At 31.8% G+C, this 18176-nt stretch carries 17 protein-coding genes and 2 tRNA genes; 10 read left to right on the top strand and 9 right to left on the bottom strand.

Annotated elements, in window-relative coordinates:
- Positions 1-12: 12 nt before the first annotated feature.
- Positions 13-459 (bottom strand): CtsR family transcriptional regulator, encoded by a 447-nt coding sequence (locus CKV65_RS04550; RefSeq protein WP_027890776.1) that lies wholly within the window; start codon positions 457-459, stop codon positions 13-15.
- A gap of 378 nt (positions 460-837) precedes the next feature.
- Between CKV65_RS04550 and CKV65_RS04545 the strand changes: the two genes are divergently transcribed.
- Positions 838-1635, top strand: coding sequence for a hypothetical protein (locus CKV65_RS04545; RefSeq protein ID WP_027890775.1), 798 nt, complete (start codon positions 838-840; stop codon positions 1633-1635).
- A 133-nt stretch (positions 1636-1768) separates the two neighbouring features.
- On the opposite strand, the gene CKV65_RS04540 is transcribed toward CKV65_RS04545, so the two are convergent.
- The 7 genes from CKV65_RS04540 to CKV65_RS04510 all read right to left on the bottom strand — a co-directional run bounded on the left by CKV65_RS04540 (position 1769) and on the right by CKV65_RS04510 (position 6545).
- Positions 1769-1844: transfer RNA gene (locus tag CKV65_RS04540), tRNA-Lys, on the bottom strand.
- Positions 1845-1908: 64 nt separating this feature from the next.
- Positions 1909-2490, bottom strand: a complete 582-nt coding sequence (locus CKV65_RS04535) for a xanthine phosphoribosyltransferase (RefSeq protein WP_027890774.1) — start codon at positions 2488-2490, stop codon at positions 1909-1911.
- Positions 2491-2600: 110 nt separating this feature from the next.
- The gene (locus tag CKV65_RS04530; RefSeq protein WP_027890773.1) at positions 2601-3626 is read right to left on the bottom strand and encodes an HlyD family secretion protein; all 1026 of its coding nucleotides are present in this window, start codon (positions 3624-3626) and stop codon (positions 2601-2603) included.
- 117 nt (positions 3627-3743) lie between these two features.
- Positions 3744-4592 carry a nickel pincer cofactor biosynthesis protein LarC gene (gene larC, locus CKV65_RS04525; protein ID WP_027890772.1) on the bottom strand — a complete coding sequence of 283 codons (849 nt, stop codon included), beginning with the start codon at positions 4590-4592 and terminating at the stop codon, positions 3744-3746.
- Positions 4593-4712: 120 nt separating this feature from the next.
- Positions 4713-4789: transfer RNA gene (locus tag CKV65_RS04520), tRNA-Arg, on the bottom strand.
- 88 nt (positions 4790-4877) lie between these two features.
- Positions 4878-6239 (bottom strand): PFL family protein, encoded by a 1362-nt coding sequence (locus CKV65_RS04515; protein WP_027890771.1) that lies wholly within the window; start codon positions 6237-6239, stop codon positions 4878-4880.
- 36 nt (positions 6240-6275) lie between these two features.
- Positions 6276-6545, bottom strand: a complete 270-nt coding sequence (locus CKV65_RS04510) for an ACT domain-containing protein (protein ID WP_027890770.1) — start codon at positions 6543-6545, stop codon at positions 6276-6278.
- A 144-nt stretch (positions 6546-6689) separates the two neighbouring features.
- Here CKV65_RS04510 and CKV65_RS04505 point away from each other — a divergent pair, with 144 nt between their 5' ends.
- Together CKV65_RS04505 and mnmL are read left to right on the top strand one after the other, a co-directional pair.
- Positions 6690-8435 (top strand): B12-binding domain-containing radical SAM protein, encoded by a 1746-nt coding sequence (locus CKV65_RS04505; RefSeq protein WP_027890769.1) that lies wholly within the window; start codon positions 6690-6692, stop codon positions 8433-8435.
- The gene (mnmL, locus tag CKV65_RS04500; RefSeq protein WP_027890768.1) at positions 8432-9379 is read left to right on the top strand and encodes a tRNA modification radical SAM protein MnmL/YtqA; all 948 of its coding nucleotides are present in this window, start codon (positions 8432-8434) and stop codon (positions 9377-9379) included. The genes CKV65_RS04505 and mnmL overlap by 4 nt, the downstream gene beginning before the upstream one ends.
- A 46-nt stretch (positions 9380-9425) precedes the next feature.
- Here the strand turns inward: mnmL and CKV65_RS04495 are convergent, their stop codons facing one another.
- On the bottom strand, positions 9426-10304 hold the full coding sequence (locus CKV65_RS04495) for a helix-turn-helix domain-containing protein (protein WP_027890767.1): 879 nt from the start codon (positions 10302-10304) through the stop codon (positions 9426-9428).
- A 216-nt stretch (positions 10305-10520) separates the two neighbouring features.
- Here CKV65_RS04495 and CKV65_RS04490 point away from each other — a divergent pair, with 216 nt between their 5' ends.
- The 7 genes from CKV65_RS04490 (at position 10521) to CKV65_RS04460 (ending at position 17993) form a co-directional block, all read left to right on the top strand.
- Positions 10521-12314: an L-fucose isomerase gene (locus CKV65_RS04490; RefSeq protein WP_027890766.1), complete on the top strand. Its 1794-nt coding sequence runs from the start codon at positions 10521-10523 to the stop codon at positions 12312-12314.
- 38 nt (positions 12315-12352) lie between these two features.
- Entirely contained in the window at positions 12353-13036 is a 684-nt protein-coding gene (locus tag CKV65_RS04485) for a class II aldolase/adducin family protein (RefSeq protein WP_027890765.1), read from the top strand.
- Between the two features lie 198 nt (positions 13037-13234).
- On the top strand, positions 13235-14710 hold the full coding sequence (locus CKV65_RS04480) for a rhamnulokinase (RefSeq protein WP_027890764.1): 1476 nt from the start codon (positions 13235-13237) through the stop codon (positions 14708-14710).
- Entirely contained in the window at positions 14704-15144 is a 441-nt protein-coding gene (locus tag CKV65_RS04475) for an RbsD/FucU family protein (RefSeq protein ID WP_027890763.1), read from the top strand. Before CKV65_RS04480 ends, CKV65_RS04475 begins: the two co-directional genes overlap by 7 nt.
- Before the next feature lie 33 nt (positions 15145-15177).
- On the top strand, positions 15178-16488 hold the full coding sequence (fucP, locus tag CKV65_RS04470) for an L-fucose:H+ symporter permease (protein ID WP_027890762.1): 1311 nt from the start codon (positions 15178-15180) through the stop codon (positions 16486-16488).
- Positions 16489-16535: 47 nt separating this feature from the next.
- Complete coding sequence (locus tag CKV65_RS04465; RefSeq protein WP_027890761.1) at positions 16536-17135, top strand: cytidylate kinase-like family protein; 600 nt, start codon at positions 16536-16538, stop codon at positions 17133-17135.
- Between the two features lie 96 nt (positions 17136-17231).
- On the top strand, positions 17232-17993 hold the full coding sequence (locus tag CKV65_RS04460; RefSeq protein WP_027890760.1) for a MurR/RpiR family transcriptional regulator: 762 nt from the start codon (positions 17232-17234) through the stop codon (positions 17991-17993).
- Positions 17994-18176 lie beyond the last annotated feature (183 nt).

Below are 18176 nucleotides of genomic sequence, written 5' to 3'. Positions count from 1 at the left end.
CCTCCTTTAACGCTAGGCAAAATTTGCTAATGTTAAAATCAGCGATTTCATTAATTCAACTCTATCATCTGGTTTTAATTTGTCAAATACAACAGAAATCGTCTGCAACATCAAAGCAGCCTCACGTTTTTTTATGATTTCTCGTTTATACAAATAGTGAATAATATTTCTAAAATCATCAAAAGTTGTTTCTGTATTTATTTTGGCTAAAATGTCTTGATAGATTAAATCTTGGAGAGGCACTCTGCCAATACGGATAAATCCGCCCAATCCGCGACGCGATTCTACAACAAAGCCTTTATCCTGTGTAAAACGTGTACTTAGGACATAACTTATCTGTGAAGGTGCGCAGGAAATTTCATCCGCAATATCTGAGCGTTTAAGTTCCACTTTACGGTTTTGCTCCGCCGCCAGCCGACGTAAGATGTAATCTTCAATTAAATCAGCTATATTGCTCATAATTATCACCTTTACTTTAATTATTTTTGTTACTATTTATATTATAGTTTGACTTTTTGACATTAGCAAGTTTTATTTTAAATAGGTGATATTAAAAAAATTATATTTTTTATTTATGCCAAATATTTAAGTAAGGTATGAAGTTTTATATTTAAAATAAGTAAAAAGTTAAAATAAGAAACATTAATAATAATAAATATTAGTGATATAGTTGTAAAATAAATAAGTTTTTTGGTTTTCTATGAACTGATGAAGAAAATAATAAAATTAAATATAGATTTAAGTATCAGTTTGTTTACTACTTTTGTTATTTTTAAATGCAATTTAGAATATTATTTTAATTTATGTTAAAATAGATATTATTATGGAGGTGTTTTCATGAGATATATTATATTTTTTTGTTTTTTAGTAATAATTATATTATTAGCACAAACTGAAAAAACTAATATAAATTTAACAGCTTTTAAAGATATAGTGACAATTATTACAGGTATATTTTCAACAGGAGCTGCGATTTTTGCAGCGTATATAGCGTATTCATTTAATAATAATTCTAAAAATCAGAAGGAACAATATATATTACAAAGTAAAAGGGAAAACTATGCATCTTTTATAAAAATATATTTGAAATATATGTCTTTTGAACGGAGTAATAATCCTAAAATAAAAAATAGTAAAGAATATGTACAGGTAACAGAAGAGTATGTATTGGAAATAACAAAATTAAATATATATGCCTCAAAAGAAATAATAGATTATATATTTTGTACTAAACTTTTTTTAGAAATATGGCAAAATATTAGTGAGTTGAATCAATTTGTAATGGGAAATTACAATGATAAAATTTTAGTAAAAATAATAGAACAATATTTTTATAAAAATATTGATAAAGATAGAAATTTTATTATAGAGAATCTTAAAATTTTGAAAGAAAAACTTGTTCCTATGATAGATGAAACTCCAAATTTAAAAGCATTTAATGAAAAATATTCAGATAATGTATATTGTGATGCATTTATTACTATGTATAAAATAATGACTCCTGCTTTTTTATTAGGATTAATTAGGAAAGATTTAAAAATGGGTAATACAATGGAATGTTATTCAGCTAGTTTTCCATTGCGTATATTGATAAATGACGAAATTATTCCAATAAGATATGAAGAGAAGATATAAAAGTATTGTTTTATAGTATATATAAGTATAGAGTAAATATAAAAATAGCAACTACTTTATTTGTAGTTGCTATTTTATATTTCAACATATTAAAGAACACAATTTTGATATAAATGCGTTCATTTTTACTAAATGGTGACCCATCGGGGAATCGAACCCCGAACCTGCTGATTAAGAGTCAGATGCTCTACCAATTGAGCTAATGAGTCATTGAGAACATTAACTATTATACTGCTCAAAAATTAATTTTGCAATAGTTTTATTTAAAATTTTTTACTGTTTTCTAAAAGTGATTTTTCCAGTAGTTTCATCCATATCATCTATGATAGCAAGTGATTCTAAATGAATACCAGCTTCACGAAGTTCTGCCCCACCTTTTTGGAAACCTTTTTCAATGACAATGCCAGCACCAATAAGTTTTGCATTTGCCAGTTTTACTATTTCAATAAGACCTTTCATAGCATTTCCATTAGCTAAGAAATCATCTATTAATAAAACTTTATCATTTTCATTGAGAAATTTTTTGGATACGATTACATCATATGTTTTATTATGAGTAAATGATACTACTTTACTGGTATAAACAGCTCCGTCAATATTTTTGGATTTACTTTTTTTTGCAAAAACAACGGGAACATCAAAAAATTCAGCAACGATACAAGCAATGCCGATACCAGAAGCTTCAATTGTTAAAATTTTAGTTATTTCTTCATTGCCAAAAAGTCGTTTGAATTCTTTACCTATTTCTTTAAATAATTTAACATCCATTTGATGGTTTAAAAAACTATCGACTTTTAAAACATTTCCTTCTTTAACGATACCGTCTTTTTGTATTCTTTCTTCCAGCAATTGCATGGGGCCTTTCCTCCTAAAAATTTTCCGTCAATAAATATATAAATAATATTGTACCTATTTTTTAGGATTGTTGCAAGATTTTTTGTAACAAATAAAGAGATTTTGTCTGTTTATTTGTCCAAAGTTATTTGCACTGTAACATCAGCGCCCGGAGTTACTTTATCTATCATGTCATCTGGAAAAGAGATTTTAGCTGCTGTGATGAGATTGTTATCGCTGTCATCAGCATGAGTTACTTCTAAAACTGTGCCGGTTAAATCTAAATCATCAACAGTATAATGAACAAATTGTCCTGGATGAACTTTATTATATTGTTCTTCTGTCAATGGAGCTTCTACCCAAAGGTTTTTAGTATTACCGATATTGATGAATACATCATTTTGTTTTAAGTTATCGCCTTGTTTGAAATCTGTTAAATAGATTATGCCACTTACAGGCGCTGTGATATCTGCATAATTATCATCAGATTGAGCTTGGTTTAATGCAGCCTGTGCTTGTTCAAGTTGAACTTGAGCACTAGCGAGTGCTTCAGAAAGTTCTTTTGATGGAGCTGTAGGTGTTTGTACTTCACGTGTTACTTGTTGTGGTGCACTAGCAGCACTTAAAGCGGCTTGAGCTGCGGAATATTCAGATTGAGCTTCTGTGTATTGGGTAGCACTTACAGCACCAATAGAATAGAGTTTGCTCATTTTTTCAGCTTGGGCAGCAGCAGCATCGACACGAGCTTGGGCAGCAGCAATATTTCCGCTAGAAGGAGCAGAACTTACTACTGTTTGAGTAGTTGTAGTAGAACTTTTTATTTGTTGTTCTATATTATCGTAATTTGCTTGTGCTTCATCGCATGCTTTTTGTAGAGCTTCTATCTGTTCTGGTGTTGTTATTACTTTAACTTTAGCGATTACTTGACCAGCTTCGATTTTATCACCATCATTGACAAGAATTTCTGTAAGCGTTCCATCTGATTGCGCGCTGACATGAACGAGAGAACTTGTCAACTTAGCATCAGAAATATTTAATACGGCTTTAGCTTCATTCCATTTAAAAATACCGAAAACAAGAAGTGCAGCAATAATTAAAATTATAGGCAAGCTGTAGCGTATTATGGGTTTGATTTTTTCAGTAATATCTGTTTCCAAAATGAAAATCCTCCTGAGCTTTTTAATAATATTAAAAGATTACGTATAATATCTTTCCAATAAGTATAAAAATAGCACAAAAAAAGGAATTATACAAGGCAAGGAGGGTTTTTCTAATCAATATTTAATTAACATAGAGCGAACGACATTTGGTATATTATATTGTCTTTTTCCTGCACCGATACCAATTTTTTCAATCATGAAATTTTCTGGCATGGAATCATCAGTTTTTATTGCGGCGATGATAGCAGCTCCAGTTGGAGTGATTAATTCACCTTTTGTATTGGTGAAATGCAGTTTTAAATCATTAGCACTTACAATATTTACAACAGCAGGCACAGGAATAGGTATTGCACCGTGTTGGCAATTAACGAAGCCTTTGCCTTCGGATAAACTAGAGCAAAATACTTTATTTATGTTTAATTTATCAATGCAAATAGCAGCAGCAGTGATATCTACAATAGAATCAACGGCGCCAACTTCGTGAAAATGAACTTGTTCAACTGATGTTCCATGTGCTTTTGCTTCAGCTTCAGCGATTATCTGAAAAATTTTATTAGCAATGGATTTAGCGTTATCCGTGATTTGAGAATTATTGATGATGGTTGTAACGTCATTTAAATTGCGATGTATATGATGAGTGTGATTTGCTTCATGTATATGATGTTCATGGTGTTTATGCTTATGCTCATGACTATGTTCGTGCTCATGTGTATGTTCATGATTTTCTTCATATAAGTATTGCATATCGTGGTCATGATTATCTACATCTAAGATAACATTAAAATCGCAGGCATCTAATGCCATTTTTTTTACACGGCTTATATTTATTTTATATCCTTCTAATGGTAGGGTTTGCAAATTGCTGAGTAAATAATCTTTATCTACACCTAAATCGAGCAGTGAAGCTACAAACATATCACCACTAATTCCAGCGTAACATTCAATATATAGTGCTTGTTCCATAAAAAAACTCCTTTATAAATTATTGTATATATTTTAATCCTTAAAGTTGACTTTAAGTCAATAATTTACATTTTAAGCATAAAAAAAGACCTGACAAAAGTCAGGTCTGTATTTACCAAATGGTGCGCCCAGCAGGATTCGAACCTGCGACCGCACGCTTAGAAGGCGTGTGCTCTATCCAGCTGAGCTATAGGCGCATTTCTCAATCAAGTAAGCTCTTGTCGAGAACATTTAATATTATATCTATATTAATATGATTTGTCAACACTTATTTTTAAAAATTTATCAATTTGTTAAACTGCGGATTGGTGCAGGAATTCGACCGCCACGAGCGATAAATGCGTCAGAGCTGTATTCACTGCGAACTTTTACGATAGGGCAATGACCTAAAAGACCACCGAAGTTTACTGTATCGCCGACTTTTTTGCCTGGAACAGGAATAAGACGAACAGCAGTAGTTTTATTGTTAATCATACCGATAGCAGCTTCATCAGCAATGATACCGGAGATAGTGGAAGCAGGAGTATCACCAGCGACAGCAATCATATCAAGTCCTACGGAGCAAACGCAAGTCATAGCTTCGAGTTTTTCGATAGAAAGACTGCCACAAGCTACAGCATCAATCATGCCAGCGTCTTCACTTACAGGAATGAATGCACCACTTAAACCGCCTACATGAGAAGAAGCCATTAAGCCACCTTTTTTTACAGCGTCATTTAAGAGAGCAAGAGCAGCTGTTGTACCTGGAGCACCGCAACTTTCAAGTCCCATTTCTTCGAGGATATGAGCGACACTATCACCTACTGCTGGAGTTGGAGCAAGGGATAAGTCGATTATGCCGAATTGTACGCCAAGGCGTTTGGAAGCTTCTTTAGCTACGAGTTGACCAACGCGAGTGATTTTGAATGCTGTCTTTTTGATTGTTTCAGCGATTTCAGTGAAATCAGCACCTTTTAAATTTTCAAGAGCGTGTTTTACTACGCCAGGGCCACTGACACCTACACTTACGACTTTTTCAGCTTCGCTTACGCCATGGAAAGCACCAGCCATAAATGGATTGTCGCCAGGGGCATTAGCAAATATTACGAGTTTAGCGCAACCGATAGCTTCGCGGTCACGAGTAAGTTCTGCTGTACGTTTTACGATTTCGCCCATTTCACGCACGCAATCCATATTGATACCAGCTTTAGTTGAGCCTAAATTTACAGAAGAGCAAACTAAATCTGTTACAGAAAGAGCTTGTGGAATGGATTTTATAAGAATACGGTCTCCGTTTGTATAGCCTTTTTCTACAAGAGCAGAAAAACCACCGATAAAATCGATACCGATTTCTTTTGCTGCTTTATCCATAGCTTCAGCTACAGGTACATACGTATCTGTTTTGCAAGCTTCAGCAGCTATAGCGATTGGTGTTACAGATACGCGTTTGTTGATGATAGGAATACCATATTCATTAGCTATATCTTCACCAGTTTTTACTAAAAATTCACCGGATTTGGTGATTTTATCATAAACATTGTCGCAGAATTGTTTTAAATTAGGATGAGCACAATCTCTAAGGCTAAGACCTAAAGTGATAGTACGCACGTCTAATTTGTTTTCTGTTATCATGCGATTTGTTTCTAAGATATCATTTATTGTAATCACAGAATTTCCTCCAAAAATGAAATAAAAATTTGAAAATTAAATAGTGTGCATTGCATTGAAAATTTCTTCGTGCTGTACTTTGATATCTACGTTTAATTCAGTACCTTTTTCTTTGAGAATTTTTTGTAATTCCTGCAATTTAATATTTTTGTCACTTACTTCAGCGATTAATACCATGTTGAAGAAACCATTCATGATATTTTGGTTGATGCTGATAATGTTAACATTATTTTCTGCAAGAATACTGCTAACTGTGGCGATAATCCCCACACGGTCTTTACCTACAACTGTTACAACAAGTTTCATTTGCCAAATCCCCTTATATAAAATGATGTGTTACTAAATTTACGTAACATGGTTATTATATCATTAATATATATATTGTGCTATTATTTTGCTAAAAATACATTGTACATAGTATAATAACACGAAGGAGGTTGGATTTAGATTATGAAAATTTTATTGACAGCGATAAATGCAAAATATATTCATTCATCATTATCAGTGCGATATTTGTATAAAAATTGTACTGATTTAGATTGTGATATGAAGATATTGGAAGTGTCGATTAATAATCATTTGATTGATATAGCTAATCAAATTTTTGATGAACAACCAGATATTTTAGCGATATCTTGTTATATTTGGAATATTGAACTTGTAAAACAGCTTTTGCCGTTGGTGCATAGATTGTTGCCACAGTGCAAGATAATCTGCGGTGGCCCAGAAGTTTCATATGAAACAAAGGAATTTATGAATGATTTTCCAATGGTAAATTATGTAGTGCGTGGTGAAGGTGAAGAAGCTTTTCACAGTTTAATTGAAGCTTTAATCGTTAAAGAAGATGATGGACAGATAGATATAAAAGGTGTAGCAAAGCGCAATGAAGATGGCAGTATAGATGAAAATATAGCCGTAACTGTGGCGGATTTAGATAACATAGCTTTTCCATATGATGAAGCAGATATAGAGAATTTAAAAGATAGAATTATATATTATGAAAGCTCGCGTGGTTGTCCATATTCTTGTAAATATTGTCTGTCTTGTGCAACGCGTGGCGTTAGATACCGTTCACTTGATAAAGTTTTTGCTGAACTTGAATTTTTTATTGCCCACGATGTGCGTCAAGTAAAATTTGTCGATAGAACATTTAATGCAGATAAAGCACATTATTTACCGATTTTAAAATTCATAGCGAAACAAAACTGTCGAACTAATTTCCATTTTGAAATTGTGGCACATCATATTGATGAAGAGATAAAAGAAGTTTTAAAAACCATGCCAAAAGGTAGAATTCAATTTGAAATCGGCATTCAGTCGACGAATTTGAAAACACTCGGGCAGATAAGCCGTGCTAATCCATGGCAGGAAATGACAGATAATATAAAATCCATCATGGCATACGGTAATATTCATTTACATGTGGATTTAATTATCGGGCTTCCGTATGAAGATTTGACATCATTTGCTAAATCTTTCAATGATGTGTATTTATTGCAAGCGGATATGCTTCAAGTAGGCTTTTTAAAATTGTTAAAGGGCGCGGCGATGAACAATTTGACGAAAGAACACGATTATGTTTATATGCCGCAAGCACCGTATCAAGTCATCAGCAATAAATATATGGATTATAAGACAATGCGTTATTTGCAAATCTTTGTGGATATTGTAGAGATGTATTATAATGCGGGCAGATTTCGTCATACGATAACGTATTTAATCGATTTATATGAGCAAGATGCTTATACTTTTTTTGCTGATTTCACTGCGTATTGGAGACGCGAAAAGTTACACTTAGCACCGCATGCACCTAAAAATTTATATAAGTTTTTGGCTGATTTCATACAGATTAATGATAGATTTGTAAATAAAGATGTAATTTATGAGATTTTAAAATTTGATGCTTTAATGAGTGATAATGGTAAATTTAGACCAGAATTTTTGCCATGGCAAGAGTTATCAAAACAAGTTATTGATGATTTTTATATGGGTGAACAGGCACAAAAATATATTAAAAATTATCAATTTAAATCTTGGCGTGATTTGAAGAAAAAATTTACTTTGGAAATTTTTAACTATGATATAGAGAAAGCTTTGCAAAATAAAATTGAAAAATGTAAAAATGTTATGCTTTTTGTTTATGAAGATGGAAAAGTATCTTATCAACAGATAGAACAAGGAGATATTGAATTATGATTTATTATGCTTTTTCCGATTATTTAAAACAGCGTTATGGTGAAAAAGTTTATAAATTGCCGATTGGATTGCCACTTACATGCCCTAATAGAGATGGTTCTTGCGGTAAATTTGGCTGTACATTTTGCGGTAGCATTGGCGCAGGTTATGAAAATTTACCACCGGAATTATCCATAACGGAACAAATTCGCATGAATAAAGCTCATATTGTGCCTAAGTATAAAGCAAAAAAATTTATACCGTATTTCCAAAATTTCAGTAATACGTATATGCCACCAAAGCAATTAGAAGAGTATGTATTAGAAGCTTGTGCTAGTGATGATGTAGTAGCGGTGTATATAGCTACTCGCCCTGATTGTATCAATGATGTTTATTTAGAAATTCTAGCTAGAATTGCTAAAGAAAAAAATATAGATATTTGTGTGGAATTGGGTTTGCAGACTATAAATTATAAAACATTAGAAAAGATAAATCGCGGTCATGGTTTGGCGGAATATATTGATGCAGTGTTGCGCATTAAACGATACGGTCTACTGTGTTGTACTCATGTAATTTTAGATTTGCCGTGGGATGATGATAAAGATTTGATTGAAACAGCTAGAGTGATTTCAGCACTCGGTGTTGACCAAGTAAAATTGCATGCACTTTATATTGTAAAAAATACGAAGATGGCACAGCAATATGAAAATAAGGAATTTGAGATTATTTCTTGTGAACATTACAAGCAAAGGGTGATTGATTTTCTTGAGAATTTATCACCGAATATCGTTTTACAGCGATTAATCGGTAGAGCACCAGCTGAAAATACTTTATTTAGTAATTGGCAAACTGGCTGGTGGAAAATTCGCGATGAAATTGTAAAAGAAATGGAAGAAAAAAATCTTTATCAAGGTCGTTTATGTAATTATTTAAATGGCAGTGCTGTACAAAAATTTTTAAAATAAAGTAAAACCACTATGAAAATAAAATCATAGTGGTTTTTTTATAAAATTAACCTTTAGTTAGTTGTTGATACGTTTTTAGATATTTATTAGGTGTAGTTCCTTTGTATTTGCGAAAGGTTTTTATAAAATAAGATAAATCATTGAAGCCACAATCATAAGCAATATCTGTGATAGAAATTTCAGGGTCGTTTATTAATTTGATACAAGCACATTCAATACGATAATAATTTAAATAAGATATAGGAGATTTATTTGTCATACTTTGAAAGAAACGACAGAAATATTTAGGAGATAAATCAGCTGTTGAAGCTAATTCTTCTAAGGTTAAAGGTTTATTATATGATGTTTCTATTAAATGGAATACTTTTTTTAATTTGTAAATGTTGCGTTGATTATTATTGACGAAATTTGTTAAGGATACAGTATATAATTTATTTTTTAAAACTAATCCAAAAAATGCAAGCAGAGCACCTTTGACAATATATTCAAATCCTTCATATCTATATTTTAAAGTTCTAAAAGTCAGCCATATTAATTCTTTTATTAATGAATGTTCGTTTGTATAGTGCTTATTGATTAGAATTTGATGGTCGAAGAATTTTTGTAGCATACCGCTTTCGCCAATATCTGTTTCAAATAATTTTTTATCAAAAACAATGCATTCATAAATCGTATTTTCTAAAAATGCTTTACCACCGTGAACAGCACCATCGGGAATAAATAAGATTTCACCTTGATTTACAGTATACTCATTTTCATCAACCGTGATGACAATTTTTCCTTGAAGGACACGAATTATTTCGTATTGAATATGCCAGTGATAGGGCATATTATAACGAGGATGATGATTTGTAACATAATGGTATTCTACAGGAAATGAAAAGTTACCACGTTCTCGTTGTTCGTTATAAGATATATGTTTCATAAATGTATTCTCCTAAAAGTTAGTTGTTTGTTAAAAATATAAATTTTTTTATAATTTGTAAAAAGTGAATATTATTATATTTTTGGTGATAATAAAACAAGAATAAAAAAAATGGGACTGATATAATTTAATCATCAAGTGAAAAACAAACTAACTATTAAAAGTATACAACAAAAAAATTAAAATTAACAGATAGTTTTAGGGGGAAAATTTATTATGGCAACTAACAGATTAATTGGAGATTATCCTGTAATTGGTATTCGTCCTACAATTGATGGACGTAGAGGTGTTTTAAAAGTTAGAGAATCATTAGAAGAACAAACTATGGGTATGGCAAAAGCTGCCGCTAAATTATTTACAGAAAACCTTAGATATTCTAATGGTGAACCTGTAAAAGTAGTTATCGCTGATACAACAATCGGTCGTGTGCCTGAAGCTGCTGCTTGTGCAGAAAAATTCAAAAAAGAAGGCGTAGATATCACTTTAACAGTAACACCTTGCTGGTGCTATGGTTCTGAAACAATGGATATGGACCCGAAAACAATAAAAGGTGTATGGGGCTTTAATGGCACAGAACGCCCTGGTGCTGTATATCTTGCTTCCGTACTCGCAAGTCATGCACAAAAAGGTCTTCCAGCTTTCGGTATTTATGGACATGATGTACAAAATGCAGATGCTACAGGTATTCCGGAAGATGTTCAAGAAAAACTTTTAAGATTTGGTCGTGCAGCTGTAGCTGTTGCTACAATGAGAGGTAAATCTTATTTACAGATTGGTTCTATTACAATGGGTATTGCAGGTTCTATCATCAGCCCTGAATTTTTTGAAGAATATCTCGGCATGAGAGTTGAGTCTGTAGACGAAGTAGAAATTATCCGTCGTATGACAGAAGGTATCTATGACCATGATGAATTTGAAAAAGCTTTAAAATGGACTAAAGAAAACTGCAAACAAGGTTTTGATAAAAACCCAGATTTCTGCCGTAAAACGGACGAAGAAAAAGAAGAAGCTTGGGAATTTGTTGTAAAAATGATGTGCATTATAAAAGACTTATTCAACGGTAATAAAAATTTACCAGAAGGTTGTGAAGAAGAAAAAGTAGGACATAATGCAATTGCTGGTGGCTTCCAAGGTCAAAGACAGTGGACGGATTTTTATCCAAATGGTGATTTTGCTGAAGCTTTAATGAATTCTTCTTTCGATTGGAATGGTGCAAGAGAACCGTATATTTTAGCTACAGAAAATGATACTTTAAATGGCGTTGGCATGTTATTTAATAAATTATTGACAAATACTGCACAGATTTTCGCGGATGTTAGAACATACTGGAGCCCTGAAGCAGTTAAACAGGCTACTGGTTATGAATTAGAAGGCGTTGCTAAAGAATCTAAAGGATTTATTCATTTAATCAACTCTGGTGCCGCTTGTCTTGATGCTTGCGGTGAAGCAAAAGATGAAAATGGTAATGGCGTAATTAAACCATTCTGGGAAATGACTGAAAAAGACCAAAAAGCTTGTCTTGATGCAACTGAATGGTGCCCTGCTGATAATGGTTACTTTAGAGGTGGCGGATTTAGCTCTCGTTTCTTAACAAATAGCGAAATGCCTGTAACTATGGTTCGTTTAAATCTTGTAAAAGGCTTAGGCCCTGTATTACAGATTGCAGAAGGTTGGACTGTAAAATTACCAGATGAAGTATCTGATAAACTCTGGAAACGTACTGACTACACTTGGCCTTGCACTTGGTTTGCTCCACGCTTAACTGGTGAAGGTGCATTTAAATCTGCTTATGATGTAATGAATAATTGGGGCGCAAATCATGGTGCAATCAGTTATGGTCATATTGGTGCAGACCTCATTACATTATGCTCTATGCTTAGAATTCCTGTATGCATGCATAATGTTTCTGAAGATAAAATTTTCCGTCCTGCTGCTTGGAATGCTTTTGGCATGGATAAAGAAGGTCAAGACTATAGAGCTTGTAAAAACTATGGACCTTTATATAAATAATTGAAAAATATGATTTAAGTTAATGGAGGAGCTTATATATGGCTTATGAAGAAATAAAAGAACAAATATGTGATATCTGTCATAAAATGTGGCAATTAGGTTGGGTTGCTGCTAATGATGGCAATGTAACTGTAAAATTAGATGATGGCACTTTCCTTGCTACACCAACAGGAATTAGCAAAAGTTTTATTACTCCTGAAAAATTAGTACGTATTAATGCACAAGGAGAAATCTTAGAAGCAAATGAAGGATATAGACCTTCTTCTGAAATTAAAATGCATTTACGTTGTTATGCTGACCGTGAAGATGTAGGTGCAGTACTCCATGCGCATCCACCAACAGCTACTGGTTTTGCTGTAGCGCATGTACCTTTAGATAGATATGATATGATTGAAACAGTAGTAGCATTAGGTTCTATTCCTATTACTCCTTATGGAACACCTTCTACTTATGAAGTGCCTGAAGCTATAGCTCCTTACATTCAAGAACATGATGCGGTTTTATTAGAAAATCATGGAGCTTTAACTGTAGGTTCTAATTTAGTAGAAGCTTATTATAAAATGGAAACATTAGAATTATTTGCTAAGATTAATTTAAATGCTTATCTTTTAGGTGGGCCAAAAGAAATTTCTCGTGAAAATATCGATAAACTTATAAATTTACGTAGTTACTATGGTGTAAAAGGTAGACATCCAGGTTATAAGCATTATCAAAAAGATTAATATTATTTTTAGCAGTAGAAGAGTTTTTAAACTTTTCTACTGCTTTTTTACTATTAATAATAAAAATTCTAATTATTTTTTAAAAGTGAATATAGTACTATTTTTAGTGATAATATAACAAGATTTAATAAACTTAGATTGATATAATTAAATCAACAAAGATGAGAGAAAGATAATTAATAAAAGAGGAGTGAAATAATGGAAAAAAGTATTAATGTTTTAGCTTTAGATTTTGGAGCTTCCAGTGGTAGAGCAATAATAGGAAATTTTGATGGTAAAAAAATAAGATTAAAAGAAATTCATCGTTTTGCAAATGAACCAGTAAATTTATTAGGCACAATGTATTGGGATATATTAAGACTTTTTCATGATATAAAAGTTGGACTCGTTAAATCAAAACAATATGGCGATATAAAAAGTATTGGAATTGATACATGGGGTGTTGATTTTGGTCTATTAGATGAAAATGGAAAATTATTAGACAACCCAGTGCATTATCGTGATGCTAGAACAAAAGGCATGATGGATAAGGCTTTTGATAAGATAGACAAAGAGGTGTTTTATCAAATTACAGGCAATCAATTTATGGAAATTAATACGGTATTTCAATTAATGGCATTGAAACAATATCGCCCAGAGATTTTAAATAGGGCGGAAACAATGTTATTGATACCAGATTTATTGAATTATTTTTTATCAGGTAAAAAAGTAACAGAATATACGATTGCTTCAACAACACAATTATTAGATGCGGTTGATAAAAAATGGTCATCAGAAATTATTGAAAATTTAAATTTACCTAAAAAAATATTCACTGAAATAGTAAAGCCAGGGGTTAAGATAGGTACATTAAAACAAGATATTTGTGATGAACTTGGCTTAAACAAGATGGATGTTATCGCGGTTGCAGGTCATGATACACAATCGGCAATGGTAGCAGTACCAACACAAGAAGATGATTTCATATTTTTATCATGTGGTACTTGGTCACTTTTAGGAACGGAACTCGATAAGCCAATTATCAATGAAAAATCGCAGCAATTTAATATCACAAATGAAGGCGGTGTTAATAATAAAACATCTTTTTTAAAAAATATCATTGGATTATGGCTTATTCAAGAAAGTCGTCGCCAATGGATTAGAGAAGGAAAAGAATATAGCTTTGGTGAGTTGGAGCAAATGGCTTTGAATGTTGGAGATGTAAATGCTTTCATTGATACAGATGATGAAGAATTTATTCCAGCAGGTAATATTCCGCAAAAAATAAAGAATTATTGTGAACATACAGGACAATATGTACCAAAAGATGAAGCAGAAATTGTTCGAGTAATTGACCAAAGTTTAGCAATGAAATACAGATTTGCGTTAGAACAAATAGAACAGTGCACAGGTAAAAAATATACAAGTATAAATATGATTGGCGGGGGAATTCAAAGTAAATTGCTTTGTCAATTAACAGCCGATATCTGTGGCAGAAAAGTGATAGCAGGCCCTGTAGAAGCTACTGTTATGGGAAATATAGCTTTGCAACTGGTTTCTTTAGGAGTGATAACTGATTTAAAACAAGCACGTCAAATAATTGCTAATTCAGAAAATGTAACAGTTTATGAACCTAGAAATTGTGAAAAATGGGAAAGAATATATAAAAAAGTAAAGGAGCAAATATTATGTTAAAAAATATACCTAAAATTTTATCTCCAGAGTTATTAAAAGTTCTTTGTGAAATGGGTCATAGCGATAGAATTGTCATTGGGGATGGCAATTTTCCAGCTGAAACCATGGGAAAAAATGCTATTGTAATAAGATGTGACGGACACGGTGTGGTAGAAATTTTAGATGCAATATTGCAAGTATTCCCATTGGATAAATATATTGATAAGCCAGTATCATTAATGGAAGTAGTGAAAGGTGATACTGTAGAAACACCAATTTGGGATGAATACGAAAAAATAGTGACTAAATATGATGAACGAGGCAATAAAGCAATTGGACATATTGAAAGATTTGCTTTTTATGAAGAAGCTAAAAAAGCTTATGCAATTATAGCTACAAGTGAATCTGCTCTTTATGCAAATGTTATGTTGCAAAAAGGTGTTGTTATAGATTGAAACATATGATTTTTATTTGAGAGGATTTTTGCTATGGATAATAAAGTGAATAATAATATACCGATTGTTGCAAAAGAATATAAATTGTATTTTTTTCTTTTAGTATTTTGTTTTGCTCTTTGGGGACTGCTTAATAACATGAATGATACGCTAGTACCGGCTTTTGCTAAAATTTTTATGATTAAAGCAGTAGATTCTTCTTTGGTACAAGTGGCATTTTATGGTGCATATGCTGTTTTAGCTATGCCAGCAGCGTTTATCATCAAAAAATATTCGTACCGTGTAGGGGTATTAGTAGGATTAGGTTTTTATATGATAGGTGCTTTTGGATATGTACCGGCAGCACTTTTACAGAATTATAATTTATTCCTTGTTTCTATTTTCGTTCTAGCATGTGGTTTATCTGTTTTAGAAACAACATGTAATCCATTTGTACTTTCATTAGGAGCACAAGAAACAAGTGTACGTCGTTTAAACTTTGCTCAAGCATTTAACCCAGTAGGTTCTATTGCTGGATTGTTTTTAGCCAAATATTTAATTTTAGCTAATTTAAATCCAGCTGATTTAGAAGCAAGAATGGCTATGCCAGCTGATGAACTTGCAGCTATTAGACATACAGAATTGTTTTGGATTTGTGTGCCATATATTGGTTTGATTTTTGTAGCAATAATTTTGTGGTTAATTTTCTTTAAAAGTAAACTTAATGAAAAAGATGCTCGTACAGCGATGACAGTACCAGAAGCTTTTAAAAAGTTATTTAGCAAACCTCGTTATTATTGTGGTGTAATTACTCAATTTTTCTATGTAGGAGTACAAGTTGCTGTTTGGACTTGGACTATTAAATACATTATGACTACAGAACATATTGTAGAACATGAAGCGGTAGATTATTTTATTATTTCAATGGTATTATTTATCATTTTTCGTTATGTTTGTGTGTACTTGATGAAGTATTTTGTACCAGCTAAAATGATGGCAGTATTTGCAATTGCTGGCATATTATGTTGTTTTGGTACAATTTATTTACCAGCATCTGCCTCTATATGGTGTTTGATTGCAATTTCTGGTTGTATGAGCTTGATGTTTCCAACTATTTATGGTATTGCGTTACGTAATTTAGGTCCTGAAGTAAAATTTGGTGCAGCTGGTCTTATCATGGCAATCTTAGGTGGAGCTGTAGTGCCACCCGTTATGGGTTGGCTTGTTGATACGGGAGCATTAACATTCTTAATTAGTGGTTTTTCAATAGAAGAAGCATCTATTAGAACAGCATATTATTTTCCAATAGCATGTTTTGTTATCGTGCTTATTTATTCATTAGCATTTAGAAATGTAAAAGATTAATAAAAAATAGCAGTAGAAAAATTAAAATTAACGGAAAAGGGGTTTTTATTTTGAAAAATACAGTTATAGCAATTAGTCGTCAATACGGTAGTGGCGGTCGTGAACTTGCAAATATTTTATCTAAAAAATTAGGTTATAAACTATATGACAGACAAATAGTGCATATGGCTGCTGCTCAATTAGGTATCAGTGGTATGAGTGAAAAAGAGTTAAAAGAATTTGAGGATAATGTTCCACCACTTTCTTTAAAGTTTATGCCTTTTTATATTTTTGGTATGAGTGGTGCAAAACCAATGAACCATAAAATGTTTGAACAAGAATCTGAAATTATTCGCCGTTTAGCTAAAGATGGTAATTGTATTATTCTTGGTAGATGTGCAGATGCTGTTTTACAAGGCAATGAAAATGTGTGTTCTGTATTTGTTTGTGCTAATGATGAATATAGAGCTAAACGAGGTTTAGAAGTATATGAAGGAAAATCAGTTATAGAGTTAAATCAGGAAGATGCTAAACGAGCTGAATATTATGCTTATTATACTGGTAAGGAATGGGGAAATCCTAAAAACTATGATTTATCAGTAAATACAAGTTATAAATCATTAGACGATATAGCGGATATTATCATTGAGTATATAAATAAAGATTAAAAAATTTGTATTAGTAACATAAAATTTTTAGGTGTTTTTTATATATGAAAATTCTGTTAAAATAAAGTAGATTTTATTTTGATAGGAGTAAGTTTTATGTTATTAGAAGATTTAGTTAATAATAGTTTAGCAAAATTAAATCCTACAGACTTAATTGTTTGGCGGTATATTTATGCACATAAAAAGGAATGTTGTTATATATCTATTTATGATATAGCGGATAATTGCAATGTTTCGCGTACAACGGTTTTGCGTTTTGCTAAAAAATTGGGATTAGATGGTTTTAGCGATTTAAAAATGATGCTGAAAATGGAAATAAGTCAGGTAAGAGAAAAACCATCAATGAATATTGCTCAAGCTACAGTAAATTTATGCCAACAAGTTGGCGAAGAGATAGCAAAACAGGATTTTACGAGATTGAACAAGCTGTTATATAAAGCGAAAAGGATTTTTGTTTATGCCTCTGGTCATGTGCAAAGAAATGTAGCTAGTGAAATAGAACGATTATTTGTAAATTGCAATATATTTGTTTACGAGATAAAAGGTTCAGATGAAATGGGGATTATTTCAAAAAATGTGACAAGTGATGATTTGTTTATTATCATTTCTTTAAGTGGAGAATCAAAAAATGTTGTAGATATTGCGCAAAAATTACATTTACAAAAGATACCTGTGATATCGTTAACTAGATTAAAAAGTAATACTTTAGCTACACTTAGTACAGAAAATTTATATATTACCCCTATAGATTTACCAGCAACATTAGACTATGAATATAAATCATTATTAGGCTTTTTCTTAGCTGTAGAAATGTGGTTTGTTAGTTATAGTGGATATTGTGCAGAACAAATTGAATAAATAAGATAAACGGTATTAAGAAATTATTTAATTTTTTAATACCGTTTCTTTATGATAAAATATTATTTTTATATTTTGAAGATTTATAAATATTACATTAAAATAATATTTTTATACGGTATTGACATGTTTTTATAGAAAGTTTATATTAGTTATCAGCTTCAAGTTAACTAGTTAACTATA

Origin of the sequence: Megamonas hypermegale (assembly GCF_900187035.1) — a bacterium.
GTDB lineage: Bacteria > Bacillota > Negativicutes > Selenomonadales > Selenomonadaceae > Megamonas > Megamonas hypermegale.
The sequence above is the reverse complement of the archived record's forward strand: the minus strand, read 5'-3'. Positions and strand labels throughout refer to the sequence as shown.